At 39.2% G+C, this 16,901-nt stretch carries 14 protein-coding genes; 11 read left to right on the top strand and 3 right to left on the bottom strand.

Annotation, left to right across the window (positions count from 1 at the left end; genetic code table 11):
- The first annotated feature begins 1 nt into the window (after position 1).
- Genes SFU91_10770 through miaE form a run of 3 tightly spaced genes read left to right on the top strand, consistent with a single transcriptional unit; the run spans position 2 to position 3,540 of the window.
- Positions 2-1,423, top strand: a complete 1,422-nt coding sequence (locus SFU91_10770; GenBank protein MDX2129504.1) for a DnaJ domain-containing protein — start codon at positions 2-4, stop codon at positions 1,421-1,423.
- Between the two features lie 54 nt (positions 1,424-1,477).
- Positions 1,478-2,854 carry an NAD-dependent succinate-semialdehyde dehydrogenase gene (locus SFU91_10765; protein MDX2129503.1) on the top strand — a complete coding sequence of 459 codons (1,377 nt, stop codon included), beginning with the start codon at positions 1,478-1,480 and terminating at the stop codon, positions 2,852-2,854.
- 35 nt (positions 2,855-2,889) lie between these two features.
- Positions 2,890-3,540 carry a tRNA isopentenyl-2-thiomethyl-A-37 hydroxylase MiaE gene (gene miaE, locus SFU91_10760; protein MDX2129502.1) on the top strand — a complete coding sequence of 217 codons (651 nt, stop codon included), beginning with the start codon at positions 2,890-2,892 and terminating at the stop codon, positions 3,538-3,540.
- A 30-nt stretch (positions 3,541-3,570) separates the two neighbouring features.
- On the opposite strand, the gene SFU91_10755 is transcribed toward miaE, so the two are convergent.
- Positions 3,571-4,887 carry a glycosyltransferase gene (locus SFU91_10755; protein ID MDX2129501.1) on the bottom strand — a complete coding sequence of 439 codons (1,317 nt, stop codon included), beginning with the start codon at positions 4,885-4,887 and terminating at the stop codon, positions 3,571-3,573.
- A 210-nt stretch (positions 4,888-5,097) separates the two neighbouring features.
- Between SFU91_10755 and bchG the strand changes: the two genes are divergently transcribed.
- Together bchG and SFU91_10745 are read left to right on the top strand one after the other, a co-directional pair.
- On the top strand, positions 5,098-6,099 hold the full coding sequence (gene bchG, locus SFU91_10750) for a (bacterio)chlorophyll synthase (protein ID MDX2129500.1): 1,002 nt from the start codon (positions 5,098-5,100) through the stop codon (positions 6,097-6,099).
- 22 nt (positions 6,100-6,121) lie between these two features.
- Complete coding sequence (locus SFU91_10745) at positions 6,122-6,814, top strand: phosphatidate cytidylyltransferase (GenBank protein ID MDX2129499.1); 693 nt, start codon at positions 6,122-6,124, stop codon at positions 6,812-6,814.
- On the opposite strand, the gene SFU91_10740 is transcribed toward SFU91_10745, so the two are convergent.
- On the bottom strand, positions 6,807-8,471 hold the full coding sequence (locus SFU91_10740; protein MDX2129498.1) for a S41 family peptidase: 1,665 nt from the start codon (positions 8,469-8,471) through the stop codon (positions 6,807-6,809). The genes SFU91_10745 and SFU91_10740 overlap by 8 nt on opposite strands.
- 170 nt (positions 8,472-8,641) lie before the next feature.
- Between SFU91_10740 and kdsB the strand changes: the two genes are divergently transcribed.
- Both kdsB and SFU91_10730 read left to right on the top strand, forming a co-directional pair.
- Complete coding sequence (gene kdsB / locus SFU91_10735; protein MDX2129497.1) at positions 8,642-9,415, top strand: 3-deoxy-manno-octulosonate cytidylyltransferase; 774 nt, start codon at positions 8,642-8,644, stop codon at positions 9,413-9,415.
- A 3-nt stretch (positions 9,416-9,418) separates the two neighbouring features.
- Positions 9,419-9,994, top strand: coding sequence for a pseudouridine synthase (locus SFU91_10730; protein MDX2129496.1), 576 nt, complete (start codon positions 9,419-9,421; stop codon positions 9,992-9,994).
- Positions 9,995-10,013: 19 nt separating this feature from the next.
- On the opposite strand, the gene rsmG is transcribed toward SFU91_10730, so the two are convergent.
- Positions 10,014-10,667: a 16S rRNA (guanine(527)-N(7))-methyltransferase RsmG gene (rsmG, locus tag SFU91_10725; GenBank protein MDX2129495.1), complete on the bottom strand. Its 654-nt coding sequence runs from the start codon at positions 10,665-10,667 to the stop codon at positions 10,014-10,016.
- A gap of 170 nt (positions 10,668-10,837) precedes the next feature.
- Here rsmG and SFU91_10720 point away from each other — a divergent pair, with 170 nt between their 5' ends.
- From SFU91_10720 to SFU91_10705, 4 genes are all read left to right on the top strand, one after another.
- Complete coding sequence (locus tag SFU91_10720; protein ID MDX2129494.1) at positions 10,838-11,920, top strand: tetratricopeptide repeat protein; 1,083 nt, start codon at positions 10,838-10,840, stop codon at positions 11,918-11,920.
- Between the two features lie 29 nt (positions 11,921-11,949).
- Positions 11,950-13,110 carry a mannose-1-phosphate guanylyltransferase gene (locus tag SFU91_10715; protein MDX2129493.1) on the top strand — a complete coding sequence of 387 codons (1,161 nt, stop codon included), beginning with the start codon at positions 11,950-11,952 and terminating at the stop codon, positions 13,108-13,110.
- Between the two features lie 91 nt (positions 13,111-13,201).
- Positions 13,202-15,337 (top strand): tetratricopeptide repeat-containing sensor histidine kinase, encoded by a 2,136-nt coding sequence (locus SFU91_10710; GenBank protein ID MDX2129492.1) that lies wholly within the window; start codon positions 13,202-13,204, stop codon positions 15,335-15,337.
- Positions 15,334-16,890: an LptF/LptG family permease gene (locus SFU91_10705; protein MDX2129491.1), complete on the top strand. Its 1,557-nt coding sequence runs from the start codon at positions 15,334-15,336 to the stop codon at positions 16,888-16,890. The genes SFU91_10710 and SFU91_10705 overlap by 4 nt, the downstream gene beginning before the upstream one ends.
- The last annotated feature ends 11 nt before the right edge of the window (positions 16,891-16,901 follow it).

Raw genomic sequence — 16,901 nt, 5'->3', positions numbered from 1 at the left:
TATGCAAAGCCCTAATCAACATTCAGAAGGTTTTATCGATTATTACGAATTACTTGGCCTCACCTATAAGGCATCACCCGATGAAATTCGGAAAGCCTACATGCAGTTCATTAAAACCGTTCATCCCGATAAACTTCAAAACATTGCTGAAGAAGACCGTGTAAAAGCAGAAAAACTCGCACAATTTCTGAACCAAGCAAAAGAAACGCTTCTTGACCCCGCAAAGCGCGCAGAATATGACATCCAGTATATGCGTAGCCTATCCGATGCTGCTGCTTTTGCTTCCAAGAAGGGTTTTGACGGAAGTCGTTTTAATGAATATGCTGCTAATTCTTCAAGTGTTGAGTCTATGCGTGATGCCACAAGAGGTAATTCCAAAGTTGCACGCAATGGGGTTCTCGTCCTTATTCTTTTAATGAGTGGGCTTTCGATCTTGTGGCGTTTTGTAAAACCCGAAGACATTACCGATAAACCTCGTGAAGTTTTAAGATTTATACCCGCAATAAATCAAGGAGAAATAAAACTATCATTTCAACCGAGAATCGGGGAGGTCTTTGGATTCAGTAATCTTATCGCCCTTGCTTTTTCTGATTCGAATCAACAAAATCATACTTTAAGGTTTTACGAAAGCACCCCCTCAAGAAACGGAATTGAAGTCACGGCTCCTTTTTTTGAGATACCATTCACTTCTGCAATTACCACCATTACTCACACTAAATCTTCGCTATTTATCGGCACGAGTAGCGGTGAGATCTTTGAAATAATGATTGATGAGATAGCTCAGCGAAAGGTTATTCAAAAACTCCTACATCAATTCCCTGAACCTGTTACAGCTTTGGCTGTCAGTAATGAATCCCCATTGCTTATGATCGCTACCCGAGATAAATCGTTGCATTTTTATGATTTGAAGAACACTCAATTGAAAAGAAGTTTTGGTGCAAGCATTTATGCCATTTCATCACTTGCCATTGCAAGTCATTTAGACAATGAGTTCATTTGCTACGCGAATGATGCACAAATTATGTCGCAAAGAATTCAAGATGGCTCTTCAGGAAAATCGATACTTCGATCTCGACGCCGATTGAATCCTGTTGCGTCAAGTAAGGATTGGGTGGCTGCCACAGGAGAAGATAAAATCATACGGCAAATTCATATTCCTACTTCTACGATTCGTGCCGGAGATCCGGAAACCTCACTTATTTTGGATTTAATCTATTCTACAAATGGAGCTTTGCTTTCCGCAGCGGGATCTGATGGGATTATTCGATTGTATCGAAGAGAAAGCCCCAAAAAATTAGAAACACTTAGTGCCCATCTTGGTGGCGTATTTCGTACAAGGTTTTCAAGTCAATCTGATTTTTTGGTTAGCTTTGGGGCTGATAGCACCATTAAATTTTGGGATCTTATCAAAGTAATTGAATAAAGCATCGTTGAATTATTCTAACTTACTCTTGAAATTTGAACACCGTGCAACTCTATGATGATAGAAACCAAAAACCCATCAACGGGTGAAAGCCTTTCCACATATCAAGAAAATTCAGCGGCTGAAATTGAAGACCGTATAAAAATCTCACATTCAGTTTATAAAAATTGGCGTGCAACGCCCATTGAAGAACGTGCTACATTGATTTCTACACTCAGCGAAATACTCTCCAAAAATAAGAATCGGTATGCCGAGCTCATCACGATAGAAATGGGAAAACCCATTGTTCAGAGCTTGGCTGAAATCGAGAAATGTATCAAAGCTTGCGACTTTTACGCAAAAGATGCACTTGTTTTTCTTAATCAAATTGAAGTCAATAGCGATGCCGCAAAAAGCCATATCCGATTCGATGCATTGGGAATTGTGCTTGGGGTAATGCCGTGGAATTTTCCTTTTTGGCAAGTCTTTCGATTTGCTTTACCTGTTTTGCTAGCTGGGAATACCGTATTACTTAAACATGCTCCAAACACAACCGGTTGTGCAATTGCCATTGAAAATATCTTTAAGGATGCGGGTTTTCCTGAAGGTACCTTCTTTTCAATCCTTGTTTCACCCGAGCGCGTTTCGGAGCGTATCAAAGAGATCATTGAGCATCCTTTTATCCGAGGCGTCTCATTCACGGGAAGTACTGAGACCGGAAGAAAAATAGCCTCTGAAGCAGGGAAAAATTTGAAGCGTTCCGTATTAGAACTCGGAGGAAATGACCCATACCTTATTCTTGAAGATGCGGATTTGGATTTGGCTGCGGAAATAACCGCCAATTCAAGACTTCAGAACAGCGGTCAAAGTTGTATTGCGGCAAAGCGATTTATTGTTGTGAAAAAAGTTCGCAAAGAATTTGAATCTAAATTGATTGAAGTTTTTGTTAAAAAGAAAATTGGGAACCCACTCAACCCGGAAACTGACATTGGTCCACTTGCTCGACTCGACCTTGCCGAAAATATTGAAAGGCAATTTGCAAAATCGGTAGAAAAAGGTGCAAAAACTGTTTACCGAACAGAACACATTCCTGAGCGTGGATTCTATGCGCCTCTCACACTGCTTAGCGAGGTTACAAAAGGTATGCCTGCCTTTGAAGAGGAAACATTTGGCCCACTTGGCGCAATTATACAAGCCAAAGATGATTCAGAGGCGATTGAGATTGCCAATGACTCGATTTACGGGTTAGGAACGACGATTTTCACAAAAGATCAAATCCGTTTTGAAAGTTTAGCTTCAAAAATTGAAGCAGGCAATTGCTTTTTTAATGCAATGGTCAAATCAGACCCTCGTTTACCCTTTGGGGGAATCAAAGATTCCGGAATTGGAAAAGAGTTAGGTGAATTCGGAATGAGAGAGTTTGTCAATGCCAAGACGGTATTTATCAAATAGTTTATTCTTTTTCTTTACATCATCATATTCGCTCAATGATTAGTCGTGATACAAGCTATTCCCCATTATTGGAAAAACATCTCAATGCACTTCCACTCATTTGGAAAACTCCAGAAGAATGGGCTTTTCGCGTTTCTCAAAAGCCACTTGAACTTCTTTCAGACCACGCTCATCTTGAAAAAAAAGCAGCTCTTAATGCCTTAGAATTGCTGAATCGATGGGGATCTATTCAACAAGAATCTTTTTGGTGCGATTCCTTGGCAGCTGTTGCAAAGGATGAATCCCTACACTTGGAAATGGTATTAAAGATGCTAAAAAATCGGGGAGGAGTTTTAAGCCGCATTCACCACAACCCTTACGCACAAGAATTAAGAAAACATGTTCGAAGTGGCAAAGGAGTACTTGATACTTTGGATAGACTCTTGGTTTCAGCATTAATTGAGGCTCGGTCTTGTGAGCGATTCATTCTTCTTACTTCACTTCCGATTGAAAAAGATCTTGCACTTTTTTATCAAAAGCTTGTCGCTTCGGAATCTGGTCATTATAAAATTTTTCTCGACTTAGCTGAAAGCATCGGGGTTTCTGAAGAAATGGCTTCACGATGGCAATACTTTCTTGATTTGGAATCAGATATTATCTCCAAACTTTCTTTTGGTTATTCAATGCATTCAGGGATTCATTCGTAATTGAGCGACGGCTCTTTCTCAGTAAACTTTTTACCGATTTCGGCAAACTTCAAAAATTAGTTCTGAAAGTTTGCGGGTTGATTCACGGCGGGTGTACTTTTGAATTTCTTGAGGGTTTCCGTTCCACAATTTCTTTCCGCTATAAAAATCTTGATAAAGCTTAAGAATTCCAGATTGAATTTTCTCAGGGTCATCTGGCGCACCAACCCATCCACTTTCCGTTTCTTTGATTAAGGTTGAAATTGCACCTTCCGGAGCAATCGTAATGATTGGTCTTGATGTTCCGATATACTCATAAACTTTTCCGGGCACGATTTCATTGCTTCCCTCAGTTTCATCAACAATTAAAAGTAGCGCATCTGAAGCCAGCAAAAGTTTGATGCTTTCGTGATGCGGAACATACTGCTTTACCTCAATTGCCGAGTGATAAATTGGGTTTTCGAAATACCGATGAATTTCTGAACCAAACCTGCCGACAAATCGAAGTTTGATCTTCTCAATTTCTATTTTTTTTTCTTGAATCAGCTTTTCAATAGCATTTAAAAATTTCTCCGGTGTTCTTTTTCCATACATCGACCCTGTGTAAGTTATTGTAAATACTTGGTTTCGTGGGGAATCAAGAGAAGGAATATCGGCTTCATCAAAGCCATTTTCGATATGAATTACTTTCTCCGAATTGATCTTAGGATATTTGGCTTGAAAATCTTTTGCGATTCCTTTCCAAGCGACTTCCATTCGATCACATTCTTGGTAAACCGAGCGTTCAAAATAAGTATCAATCATTTCTGCAATTCCGCTCCGATTCGGAGCAGAGAGGAATCCTCGCCAAGGGTCTCGAAATCCGGCAATCCAAGGCAATCCGGATTTCTTACTCAATTTTCTTGCGATGAGCGCAGCAGTATAGGGTGGCGACGACGAATAAATTGCATCCACTTGATGCGTTTTGATAACCTTTATCCCCTCACGAACAGCCGTCAATTGCCAAAACATTCTTGCATCGGGGATAAAAAAATTACTTCGGATAAAATCGGCAGCACTCTCATTGAACCCTTTCTTTTCACCCGTTTTCGGAATATTGTTCACATCAACTGGGGTTCCGGGGGCTTTACCCGTTAATTTTCGATACAATGTATAAGGCTCGAAAATTGGCGTACGCACAACCTTTACATCGTTTGGAATTTCCTTCATCAAGCTTTCGTCTCGAACGGGAAAATCACCATTTTCAACGGTTAGAACAATTGGCTTAATTCCAAACTGTGGGAGATACTTGACATACTTCAAAACCCGCTGAACTCCCGGACCACCCGAGGGTGGAAAGTAATATGCAATAATGAGTAAAGTTTTCACAAAGAAATTTCTTTTAGAAATTCAAAATTTAAGTGCTTCATCAAATATACTACGTTTTAAAAGCCTTTACTTTACCAAATCAACTTGCACACACTGTAAATTTTCCTTTTTGATTGCCCGTCATATTTGTAACTTTCGGTAAAATGAGGGTATAGGGATTTAATTTTAGAACGTGATTACCCAACATCCTTGCTCAGTGAGAATTCAAAAATGAACCAAATCAACCGAAGTTCCGGTGGATTTACCGAAAAACTAAAAGCCCATATTGAACTTTTAGATCCAATCACTTGGGTTGGTGTATTACAAGGTATTATTTGCGGTGCGATCGCTTCAGGTCAAATGGCACTTACAACGGAACACTTAGGATATTTAGCCCTTTTGGCTTTGCTTTTCGGCCCATTAGGCACAGGCTTTAGCCAATCTGTCAATGATTATTTTGACCGCGATCTTGATCAAATCAACGAACCCTCTCGTCCTATTCCTTCCGGCAGGTTAACTCCCAAAGAAGCATTTTGGAATTGGTGCATTGTAGCAGCGATTTCGGTAGCGCTAGGAATTTATTTATCGATATTAATTGGCGGTAGGCGCGGTATCACACTATTTTTTATCTTCTCATTGGGCTTATTAATGGGATTCATTTATTCTGCCCCCCCCTTCAAATTAAAGCGTAATGTTCTGACTTCCGCTCCGGCTGTAGGCTTGAGTTATAGCTTTATCACTTGGGTTTCGGGCAATCTGATTTACACGGAATTAAGAACTGAGGTTTTGGCAATGGCTTTAATCAATACCTTTGTCGCAATTGGATTGATATTCTTGAATGATTTCAAATCAATTGAAGGAGATAAATCGCAAGGATTGAAATCGCTTCCAATAATGATCGGTGTTAAAAACACTTACCTCGTTTCTTTTTTAATAATCGATATCCCTTTGATTTGGTTCGTCACCTTAATGCATCAATGGGGATTTACCTTTATGTTTTGGTTTTCTCTAGTTTCTTTCATCCTAATATTTATCATGCAAGTCCTTCTTTACCGAGACCCTCAAAACGGCGCTCAAGCCATTAATGCGGCCGTTCATCAAACCGGATTAAGAAATGTCATTGGTAAAAGTGACCGTAAAGAACACAATACTTTTCTTCGATATTTGGTTGTAAATAATGGGCTTTATGTGCTCAATGTGATAGGTGCTTCAATTTTTATTGCTCAACGTTAATTAACCAATTCTATTCTCATCAATGACAGGGATATCGCCATTATGGAATAACGTGCTGTTTTGCACCATAACATTCATTTATGTGTTTAGCCTTGTGGCATTGATGGATTTTTTGGTAAAGCGTTATGGTTTGCCTCAAGATATCAGTCGAAAAATCACACATATTGGCGCGGGAACATTGATCATCTTTATCCCTTTTTTTGATGATGGTCATTGGACTAAATATCTCAATGTCGGCATCTATGTGCTATGGATTGTACTTTTAACCTTAAAAGGATTGACGGCCGGCCCCGACGATGAAGCCGTTCGAACGATGACCCGCACCGGAAACCCACATGAACTCTTGAAAGGCCCTCTTTTCTTTGTTATTGTAGGAACAATTTGCGGAACTTTTTTTTATAAGTCTTTTGAAGGCGTTGTGGCAATGGCTGTTCTTGGCTGGGGAGACGGAGTAGCGCCGCTTATCGGGTCTCGCTATGGAAAAATGAAATACGCAATATTAAGCCCAAAAAGTATTGAAGGAAGTTTGTCAGTTTTTCTTTTTGGTTTTGGGGCAGCGTTATTTTTTGTGTGGTGGATTATCCCAACTGATTTCAATCTAATACGAATTTGTTTCATCACACTAATCGCCACAATTGCAGAAGCTGTTAGCCCCAAGGAAGTGGATAATTTTTTAATCCCGGGGGCAGTGATTCTCGCGTCTCAATTCATTTAGTTCTTGAGTTTTGGGCAAACGCGGTTGCTTTTGGAAATAGGGTCATCGCAGACCTTAACACATTGTCGTTTCGGATGAGGAGTTCGGCTCTTGCCTTTGAACCCCAAATTTGACCGGCTATTTCAGATTTTATTGCCCCCAACAAATAACGCTCATCTTTCACAAATTCAGTAGAATCAAAAGCAATTCCATTGTCGGTTGTCAGTGAAAGAAATGATTGAATATCTTGACTTTCAATAACAAATTCGTTAGAGAACTCTTCTATTTTTGATGGCAATTTGGCCATAAATTTTTTTCGCAATTCCGGATACTTCTCCAAATAAGAAAGCGCAAATTCACTGAACAAGCGTTTCGACCGAACTGCCTGATAAAACCTTGTAATGGAATCCGACCAAACGAAGTAATCCGGGGTAATGCCACCACCTTCAAGAACGAGCCGCCCTGCGTCGGTACGATAGGCTTTATGGGCAGAATCAGGGACAATTAGAGGTGCCGATTCAATCAATTCCAAATTTTGATTTCTTGCAATCGCAATCGCTTGTTCATCAATTTTAGCATAGCGATCTGCTTCTTCGTAATAATCACGGCGGCTCTCACCTTCATAAAACGGTCGCTGTATTAGCCTTCCTGATGGCGTATAATACTTTGCGATGGTTACGCGCAAAATCGCACCATCGGTCAATTCATAGGGTCTTTGAACGAGCCCCTTGCCAAAAGTCGTTTCACCGACAATCAACCCGCGGTCGTGATCTTGAATTGCTCCGGCCACAATTTCAGAAGCTGAAGCACTTCCACGATTAACAAGTACAATCAATGGAATCGATTCAAATGCTTGCCCTGCCTCGGAGTAATCCGTTTGCGCTGGAATACTTCGCCCTCTTTGTGATACAATTTTTTGTGAAGCACCTAAAAATTCATCTGATATTTTTATTGCTTGTTGCAAAATGCCACCGGGATTATTGCGAAGATCAAGAATCAATTGCGTCATACCTCGCTCTTTAAGCGCTGTTGAAGCTTGTAAAAATTCGCTATGCGTTGTTTCGATAAATTGTGAAATTTTTATGTACCCTGTTTGGGAATCGAGCATAAAGTAGGTATCGACACTGTAGGTCGCAATCTTATCTCTTTTGATGTTATATATCAATGCTTCATCATAACCTGAACGCTTGATTGTCACTTTCACAATAGATCCTTTTGGACCACGAAGCCGTCGAATGATTTCATCATTTTTTAGACCAACAGCATTCGTGTCATTGATTGAGATGATTCGATCTCCGGATTGAATTCCTACTTTTTCGCTTGGCCCTTCCGAAGAAGCGGCAATAACGACAAGCGTATCTTTTATCATTTCAAATTGAATTCCAATTCCCTCAAAACTGCCTTGAAATTCTTCTCTTGAGCGACGCGCTTCTTCAGGCGAAAGATACACTGAGTGTGGGTCAAGCCTTTGAAGCATTCCTTCTATTGCACCCTCAGAAATGGCATTGTTATCCACATTATCAACATAATGCTCCGAAACCAATCGAAAGGCTTCATTAAACTTTTGTGTGTTTTTAGCACTTAAGCCAGAACCAATAAAATCAGGCAGCCGTGTTCCAACAATTAATCCAAAAATCAATACAGCAATGATGAGTAATACAAATCCAAATCCCTTCATAAATTCGTCTTTTCGAAATTTATTCTGATGATAAAAGCTTGAGTAAGCCTGTTGCAAATGCTTAAAAAATAATCATGAATCAACTTGACATGAATATTGATTTGCCAAATTGTAATTTTAAGATAATAAAAAGGGCTTGAAACATTCTCGCCTAGAGAACAATTGACTATATGATAACCCGACGCGCGATAATTATTATTCCGGCAAGACTTCATTCAACCCGCTTGCCCCAAAAAATGCTCTTTGATCTCTTAGGTGTACCTTTGGTGGTTCGCACTTACCGACAAGCAATCCAATCTAAATTGGCGGAGGATGTCATTATTGCATGCGATGATAAAAGCATACTTAAAACTGTAGAGAAATTCAACTGCAAAGCCATTCTGACCCCAAAATCTTTAAAGAGCGGTTCGGACCGACTTGCATTTGCAACTCGTAAACTGAATCTCAAGCAGGAAGTTATTGTTAATGTTCAAGGTGATGAACCTTTGATCGATCCTCGTTCTATCGATTTTGCCATTCACCCAATGCTGACAATGGACATGATGCCTGATTGCACAACGCTCTACACGCCATTCTTTTCATACTCAAAAGAATATAAAGATTCGAACACTGTCAAGTGCGTGATTCGAAGGGACGGATATGCGCTCTATTTTTCACGCTCTCCACTACCGTTTTTCAGAACCGGAATTGGTGAATTAACTCAAAAAGAAACTGCATTTCGACACATAGGCCTGTATGCCTACAAGCGCGAGACTTTACTTGAATTTACAAGACTTAAACCTTCGCGACTTGAAATGGCTGAAAGTTTAGAGCAACTTCGTTTATTGGAAAATGGATTTAAGATTTTTTGTGTCAAAACACCTTACCCATCCCAAGCTGTGGATACACTAAACGATGCCCAAAAGGTTTTAAAGATTCTAAAAGCAAAAAAGGAAAAGCGATAATTAATGGTCATCGCTTTTAATAAGCCTTACGGCGTTTTATCTCAATTCACTTCAGATGGAAGTGGAAATCGGCCTTTGTCTGAATTTTCACTTCCCAAAGAAGTTTATCCTATTGGGCGTTTGGATTCGGACTCCGAAGGACTTCTACTTCTTTCAGATGAAATTGGATTAACTGATCAACTTTTAAATCCAAAGAATCAACATCCCCGAAGATACATCTCAGAAGTCGAACGAGTTCCAGAGCAATTTAAACTTCACCAATTGGAAACGGGGATAATAATTGAATCTAGAAAAACCTTGCCCTGCAAAGTAACTCTTATTGATAAACCTGAATGGCTTTGGGAAAGGATACCTCCCGTTCGCTTTCGAAAATCCGTTCCTACGGCTTGGTTACAGTTGGAATTGATTGAAGGTAAAAATCGTCAAGTTCGTAAAATGACCGCTCACATTGGTCATCCAACCCTTCGGCTTATTCGAGTAAAGATTGGCAATTTTACGATTGGGGATTTGGCTTTGGGAACTTGGCGAAAATTAACTTCAAAAGAAATTGATCAACTTTTTTCCAAAAGAATGCGCTGATTTGAACACAAAGATTTAGTTAATGGGCAATAACGACAAATTTTTCTGCAAACTTTTCCCCTAAGAAGTCAATCGGTTCTGTTCTAATGGTTTCCGGGAACGAGAGCGTGTCTGCACTTTCAATCAATGCTGTTCCAATTTCCTCTTCAAGATTACCCCCTTTCAAGCAAAGCAACTCGCCACCGGGCTTGATTAAAGGTCTGACCCATCTTGTAAGATTTTTCATCTCTGCCACTTGCCGACTAACAATTGTATCGAATTGAGTTCCTCGAAGTTCCTCCGCACGCGATTTTTTAGCAACCGCATTTTTTAGTTTCAATCGCGAAATCATATCAGCACAAGCTGTAATCTTTTTTCCTGTGGAGTCAATAAGGAGGAAATAAGTATCTGGAAATTGAATGGCAAGTGGTATTCCGGGTAAACCGCCCCCTGTTCCCAAATCCAACACTTTTTCTTTTGGTTTGAACGAATGAAAAAAGGCGATAACAAGTGAATGAAAAATATGCTTTGAAAGCACGGCCTCTTCATCTTTTCGGCTGATAAGATTTACTTTCTGATTCCACTCCAAAATCATTTCTCCATAGCTCCAATAGCTTTGCAACTGCTCCTTTGTAACCATTAAATTTTTTTTGGGGAGCCATTCTTCTATGAGAAGTAAATCTTCTTTTGTCACAGGTAAATTGATAGATTCGAAAAAGTGTTTCGTCGATAAAAAAGCAAGGTTAAAAGAGAGAAATCAAAAAATCATCATCAAATCAATATCTTTATTACTCTTTTTAATCGATGCATTCGTAAGTTAATTGAATTTAATTAAACCGTGCTTTGCGTAACAAATTTACCCAAGTGAAAAAACGCACTCTCAATCGGGTTTTTTTGAGTGGAATCGTTTTTATTCTTTCATTCACTTTTTTTTCTTGCGGAACGGGCTCGACGGCGTCAACAGAAGATGTTTCACGAGGAATCGTTCAAAAAAGATTACCAAAGAATGTCTCATTAGATTCTGCAAAAATAGAAACAGTGAAAATTGAAAATGAGCGAATCGATTCGCTCAACGCTGCTTTAGCGATCCGTGAATTTCAAGAAGGTATCATGAAACTCGATTCCCAAAAGTATTCATCAGCCATTTTTCATTTTCGAAATGCGCAGCCTGTAATTCAGAATTCAAAGAGATTCAATGCTATAGATAAGGGGCTCATTTTACTAAAGCTCGGGAACGCTTATTTTGGATTAGGAATCAAAGATTCGGCACTTTTCGCTTACCAAGAGTCCATCCGATATGATTTCAGCCAAGCTGAAGCCTTCAACAACGCTGGTTTTATATATCTTTTGCAAAACGATACGGAGAGAGCTTTGCAATACTTTTCGGAAGCAGTTCGTCTCAATCCTAATTTTGTGATTGCTTCGGATAACGCAAGAATAGCGAAGGATATCGCGGCAAGTAGATTTTCACTTGAATCTTATGCTTTAGGATTAAAAGGTGAAAACACAAGCAATCTTCAAGAAAGAATTGATTTCCTCACCCACGCTTTAACTCTTTCTCCAAATTTTTCTGAGGCTGAAAACGCTTTGGCAATTGCTTATTACCAAAGCAATGAACCTTTGAAGGCGAAGGAAACATTGCTTCATCTAGTTTCTAGAGATAGTTCCTATGCAGAAGCGTTTAACAACTTAGGATTTCTTGAATATAAACTTGGTAACACCTTATCTGCTCAGTCTTTATTTCAGAAAGCTAGACAGCTTAAAAAAGATTTTGTGGTTGCAAACTTAAACTTAGGGATTTGCTTCTTAGAGGCGAAGAACTTCGAAGAAGCACTAAAAATTGCAACTATTATCCTGAAACAAGAAGCGGATAATACCCTTGCTTTGTCAATTAAAACAGATGCTGAAGCGGCACTTTCTCAAAAAAAGAAACCTGTAAAGAAATAATTTTATCAACTTTTTCGAAACACTTATCAATGGAAGTATTTCAAATGCATGAACCAAACCCCGATTTAGCCACCACTCAAGAGCAACTCGATAAAAATATTTTTGCCGTCATAATGGCCGGAGGCGTTGGTTCACGACTTTGGCCACTTTCGAGAAAAAATCAGCCTAAGCAATTCCTTGATTTTTTTGGCGACGGGACAATGATAGAAAAAACGGTGTCTCGCTTGAGTGGCGTGGTTCCAATCGAGAATATCTTTGTCGTGACCAACGAAAAGGGAAAGAGTTTGGTAAAAAAGCAACTTCCGACATTATCGCCCAAAAATATTTTGGTTGAGCCTGTCGGAAAAAATACGGCCCCTTGTATTGCTTTAGCAGCTGCAATCATAAAAAAAAGAAACCCGCATGCTTCAATGATTGTGCTTCCTGCCGATCATGTTATTAATGATGTGGCCCTTTTTCAGCAGACCTTAAAAGCCTCAGTAGAAGTTGCTGAGAAAACCGATTCGCTGGTTACGATTGGCATCCGTCCGAATCGACCAGAAACCGGCTACGGGTATATTCAATCAGAGCAAATTTCAAATGAAATCACAACCTCAATTAAAGTTCGTTTTGGAATTACGGCCAATCCCGTTAAGACATTTGCAGAAAAACCAGATCTTGAAACCGCCAAGAAATTTTTAGAAAGTGGGGATTTCTTTTGGAATAGCGGTGTCTTTATCTGGAAACTTTCCACAATTTATCGTGAGTTTCAGCGATGTATGCCGAGTCTTTACAAAGATATGGAACTTATATTTCAAGCATGTGGCACAAGAAAGGAAAAGGAAGTGATTGCACAAGTTTACAGCTGCACCAATTCGATTTCGATTGATTATGGCGTAATGGAAAAAGCGGAATCTGTGTATGTGATGCAGGGTGAATTTGATTGGTCAGATGCTGGAAGTTGGGATGAAATCATGAATTTTAGGTTGCAAAACGACCGAAATGAAATTCATGATAACCTTCTTCTTCAAAAAACGGAGAAAGTAATGGTTTTGAAACCTAAGACAAAAACCATTGCGTTGATTGGTGTTGAGGATTTAATTGTTGTTGATACACCTGACGCACTCCTCATTTGCCGACGAGGCCATTCTCAAGATGTGAAACACTCCGTTGATACCTTGAAACGCAAACAACTTGAAGCTTATATGTAAATGTGATACTTGTGACCTTAAGCACTTCGTTTGATTTTTATCATTTTCATATTGGCTGATTAGCTGCATTTCACGATTATGTATTGAATGAATGGAAAGAAACATTGATTCTCTTCAATTCTCCCATCAGTCGCCTTCTTCCCATTCTATTACTCAAGTCGAAAAAATTGATATTATTTCAAATTTAATTTCGCTGCTAAGCCTCTCGGACCCTCGCGAAGCGGTTCTTTTATCGGAGCTCCATCTTGAAGAGTCCAACCGATTGAGATATGAATACGGTAAAGGTATTGCCCTTTTCTTCTCCGCAAAATCACATTTACAAACAGGATCTTTTCTTAAGGCATTAAAACTCTTTAATGAAGCACTTTTTATCTTCCAACAATGCAACGCCAAAGAAGATCAGCTATTGGCACTATGGGGAATTTCCGAAACAAAATTCATGCTTTTGGAATACGATTCATCCGAAAAAATTGCTTTAGAATTAAAAGACCTTGCATCAGAATCGAATTCTGAATCCGGCGTAGCGTTGGCTTATATCCAATTGGGATTCGTAAGGAAACGACTTCACCAATATCGAGAATCGTTGCAGTATTTTTCTGAAGCATTATCAATTGGAAAAAGTATTGGCAATCGAGAAATTGAATCTTTAGCACGCATAGGCATTGGCAGAATTCAGTTTCTTCAAGGGCATTTTTCTTCTGCCTTGGCTTCATTTATTCAAGCCCTGCAATATTTCGAGGGAGTTGATTATAAATCTAAAATTGCTCAGGTTCTTAGTTTTATTGGTGAAGTCTTTGAATCGCAAAAGGAATTTGAAAATGCCATTAACTATTATGATCGAAGCCGAAGTGTATTCGAACAATTGGATCATCAGTATGGAATATGTCAATCCATTCTTCATACAGGAAATGCCTATATAGGCTTAGGAGAACAACTTAATGCACAGCTTGCCTTTGAAAGAAGCTTAGGTTTAGCTCGCAAAATTGGTAATCTGCAACTTGAGGGAAAAAGTCTGCTTGGTTTGGGAAAAGTATTCTTTCTTGAAAAAAAATTCGATGCTTCTTATGAATGTTACCGTCAAAGCTTGCAGATCAATGAGTCAATCTTTGATACAAAGGCGGTTGTTTTAAGCTTGATCGGGCTTGCCAACATCTATCTCCACAAAAATGATTCTACCCTTTTATCCGAAAATAACTTATTCCTAAAACGAGCGCTCGATCTCTCCGCAGATTTAGCTCTTGCCCCCCTCCAAATTGAAGTCTATTACTTGGCTTATTCCATTCAAAAAATGCGTGGAGATTTTGAGCAGGCATTGTTACTCTATGAAATGTATCACCAACTCAAAGAAGAACTTTCGAACAATGGCACAAATGGGTCAACGCAACAACTAATCGTTGAACTTGAAACGGAAAAAGTCCGTAAAGAAGCTGAAATTTACCGTCAACGAAACGAAAACTTGCTTCGCTCTTATCAAGATGTCATTGCCGTGAATTCTCAGTTACTTGAAACCGACACAATGCGAAATGCCATTCTTGGGGTCGCAATTCATGATATAAAAAACCCATTGCAAGTGATTAAAGGTTATGCCGATTTGATTAGTTTTCGAATTAAAGACAAAGAAGTTCTTGATTACTTGAAGAAAATGAAATTGGCAACCGATCATGTTGTAATGCTAATTTCCTCGCTACTTGAAATCAATAAGTCTCAAAATGGTAAGGATAAAGTATTTAAGCTGACTCTTAATCGATTTGATTTTCTTTCACTGATGCACTCCGTCATTGAAACCAATCGAATCCTTTTGGATCGGAAGTCTCAGAAACTTGTTCTAATAATTGAACCCTCCTTATCCTACGAGATTGTAGCGGACGAATCAAAGTGCCGTGAATCAATTGAAAATCTCATCTCGAATGCCGTTAAGTATTCTTTCGAAAACCAAACCATTACCATTCGGCTTTCTCGTACATCTGAAAGCCTTTATTTTTCAGTTCAAGACGAGGGTCAAGGGTTTTCACATCAAGAAAAAGAGCTGCTTTTCAAAAAATTTCAAAAGCTTTCTGCAAAACCGACAGGTGGGGAGATTTCTACAGGGCTTGGGCTCTCGATTATCAAATCTTATGTTGAATTACACGGTGGAACGATTCAGGCGGAGTCTTTAGGAATTGGTAAAGGCTCTGTTTTTACCATCGAATTGCCAACTAATTTAAGTCTTAACGAATCCCTTTCATGACCATCCTCGATCGATATTTGCTTCGTACCCAATTGCCTCCTTTTCTTTTTGCATTTTTCACTGTGATGTTTGTTTTTCTGATCAATTATTTGACCAGATTTTTAGATCGATTGGTTGGAAAGGGGATTGAAATTCAATTAATCATCGAATTACTCTCTTTACAACTTGCTTGGATGGTTGTCGTTGCTGCGCCAATCGGGATGCTGTCTTCCTCTTTAATGGCATTTGGGAATCTTTCTGGAGCACTTGAAATCACGGCAATGCAAGCCGGTGGGATCTCACCCATTCGTTTAATGCTTCCGCCTTTGTTTGCCGGGTTACTCTTGGCTTTTGGGGTTGAGCGATTTGGAAATGAGGTGCTTCCCGAGGCCAATCATTTAGCAAAAGTATTGACGATGGATATCACCAAGAAAAAACCTTCCTTCGGATTGGAAGAAAATGTTTTTTCGGATATGATTCAAGGGTATTCAATTCTTGTTCAAAAAACATACGAAAACAGTTCAAAGGTCGATGGGATAATTATTTATGATTATACCACGCCTCAAAAAAACACAGTGATTCGAGCAAAAACAGCAGACTTCGCGTTTAGCCGAGATAATCGTTACCTCATCATGACTCTTGATACTGGTGAGATGCATGAATTAGACCGTGATACTCAAACAGGTTACAAACGAATCAAATTTGACAAGCATGTCATTCTCTTTAATGGCGATGGGTTTGGATTTTCACGCTCCGATGAAAGCACCGTGAGCCGAAGCGACCGCGAGCTCTCAGCAAATAATATGATGCAAATTTGTGATAGTCTTAAACGCCAATACCCTCAAACTTATCGAAGACTTACGACCATTGCGATGAATACTGCGGCATCTCATTTACTGCTTCACTCTAGTGACACTGCCAAAAGCATCGCAACTTACGCCCGATTGGATTCACTTTACTTTCGCAAAAACCTGCCAAGCCCCGAGAAACAAAGCAGTTCACTTGGTTTTATTTTATCAAAGGTTCCTTTTAAGAGTTACCCCACTTATATCGATGCGGTATCTTCACAAGTTGGAAGCTTGCTATCACAAATTGATGGGGAGTGTTATTCATATAAATCAACACAAAATCAAATCAATCGATATTTGGTTGAAATCCATAAGAAGTACTCCATTCCCTTCGCATGTTTATTTTTTGTTTTTGTGGGGATGCCGCTCGGCGTACTTGCAAGGCGAGGCGGAGTGGGTGTTGGAGCCGGATTCTCGTTACTATTCTTTATGATTTATTGGGGTTCGTTGATTTCAGGGGAAAAACTCGCCGATCGAGATATTATTCCTCCTTTTGTGTCAATGTGGATTGGAAACTCACTCTTATTAATCATTGGAATTTTTTTTATCTGGAAAATGTCAGGTTTTCATATTCCAAAATTTTTAGCAACTCCTTTTCGTAACTTGAGGTATAAGTTTAGTTATCAATTTGATTTTATTAAGAGGACATCAAGACTTACCCAAATTGGTGTTGAAAAATTCAAATCGATTTCGTATTTCATACAAAAGATATTTCGTAGGAAATAGCATACAAACTT

This window comes from Chloroherpetonaceae bacterium (genome assembly GCA_033763895.1).
Lineage (GTDB): Bacteria > Bacteroidota > Chlorobiia > Chlorobiales > Thermochlorobacteraceae > JANRJQ01.
Note: the sequence above shows the minus strand (reverse complement) of the source record. Positions and strands in the feature narration are given on the sequence as shown.

What these genes read in the sequence shown, in the direction of transcription:
- miaE (MDX2129502.1), top strand. Translation starts at nt 2,890, where the DNA reads ATGATTAGTCGTGATACAAGCTATTCCCCATTATTGGAAAAACATCTC.
- SFU91_10765 (MDX2129503.1), top strand. Translation starts at nt 1,478, where the DNA reads ATGATGATAGAAACCAAAAACCCATCAACGGGTGAAAGCCTTTCCACA.
- SFU91_10705 (MDX2129491.1), top strand. Translation starts at nt 15,334, where the DNA reads ATGACCATCCTCGATCGATATTTGCTTCGTACCCAATTGCCTCCTTTT.
- SFU91_10770 (MDX2129504.1), top strand. Translation starts at nt 2, where the DNA reads ATGCAAAGCCCTAATCAACATTCAGAAGGTTTTATCGATTATTACGAA.
- SFU91_10710 (MDX2129492.1), top strand. Translation starts at nt 13,202, where the DNA reads ATGGAAAGAAACATTGATTCTCTTCAATTCTCCCATCAGTCGCCTTCT.
- bchG (MDX2129500.1), top strand. Translation starts at nt 5,098, where the DNA reads ATGAACCAAATCAACCGAAGTTCCGGTGGATTTACCGAAAAACTAAAA.
- SFU91_10730 (MDX2129496.1), top strand. Translation starts at nt 9,419, where the DNA reads ATGGTCATCGCTTTTAATAAGCCTTACGGCGTTTTATCTCAATTCACT.
- SFU91_10715 (MDX2129493.1), top strand. Translation starts at nt 11,950, where the DNA reads ATGGAAGTATTTCAAATGCATGAACCAAACCCCGATTTAGCCACCACT.
- SFU91_10740 (MDX2129498.1), bottom strand. Translation starts at nt 8,471, where the DNA reads ATGAAGGGATTTGGATTTGTATTACTCATCATTGCTGTATTGATTTTT.
- kdsB (MDX2129497.1), top strand. Translation starts at nt 8,642, where the DNA reads ATGATAACCCGACGCGCGATAATTATTATTCCGGCAAGACTTCATTCA.
- SFU91_10745 (MDX2129499.1), top strand. Translation starts at nt 6,122, where the DNA reads ATGACAGGGATATCGCCATTATGGAATAACGTGCTGTTTTGCACCATA.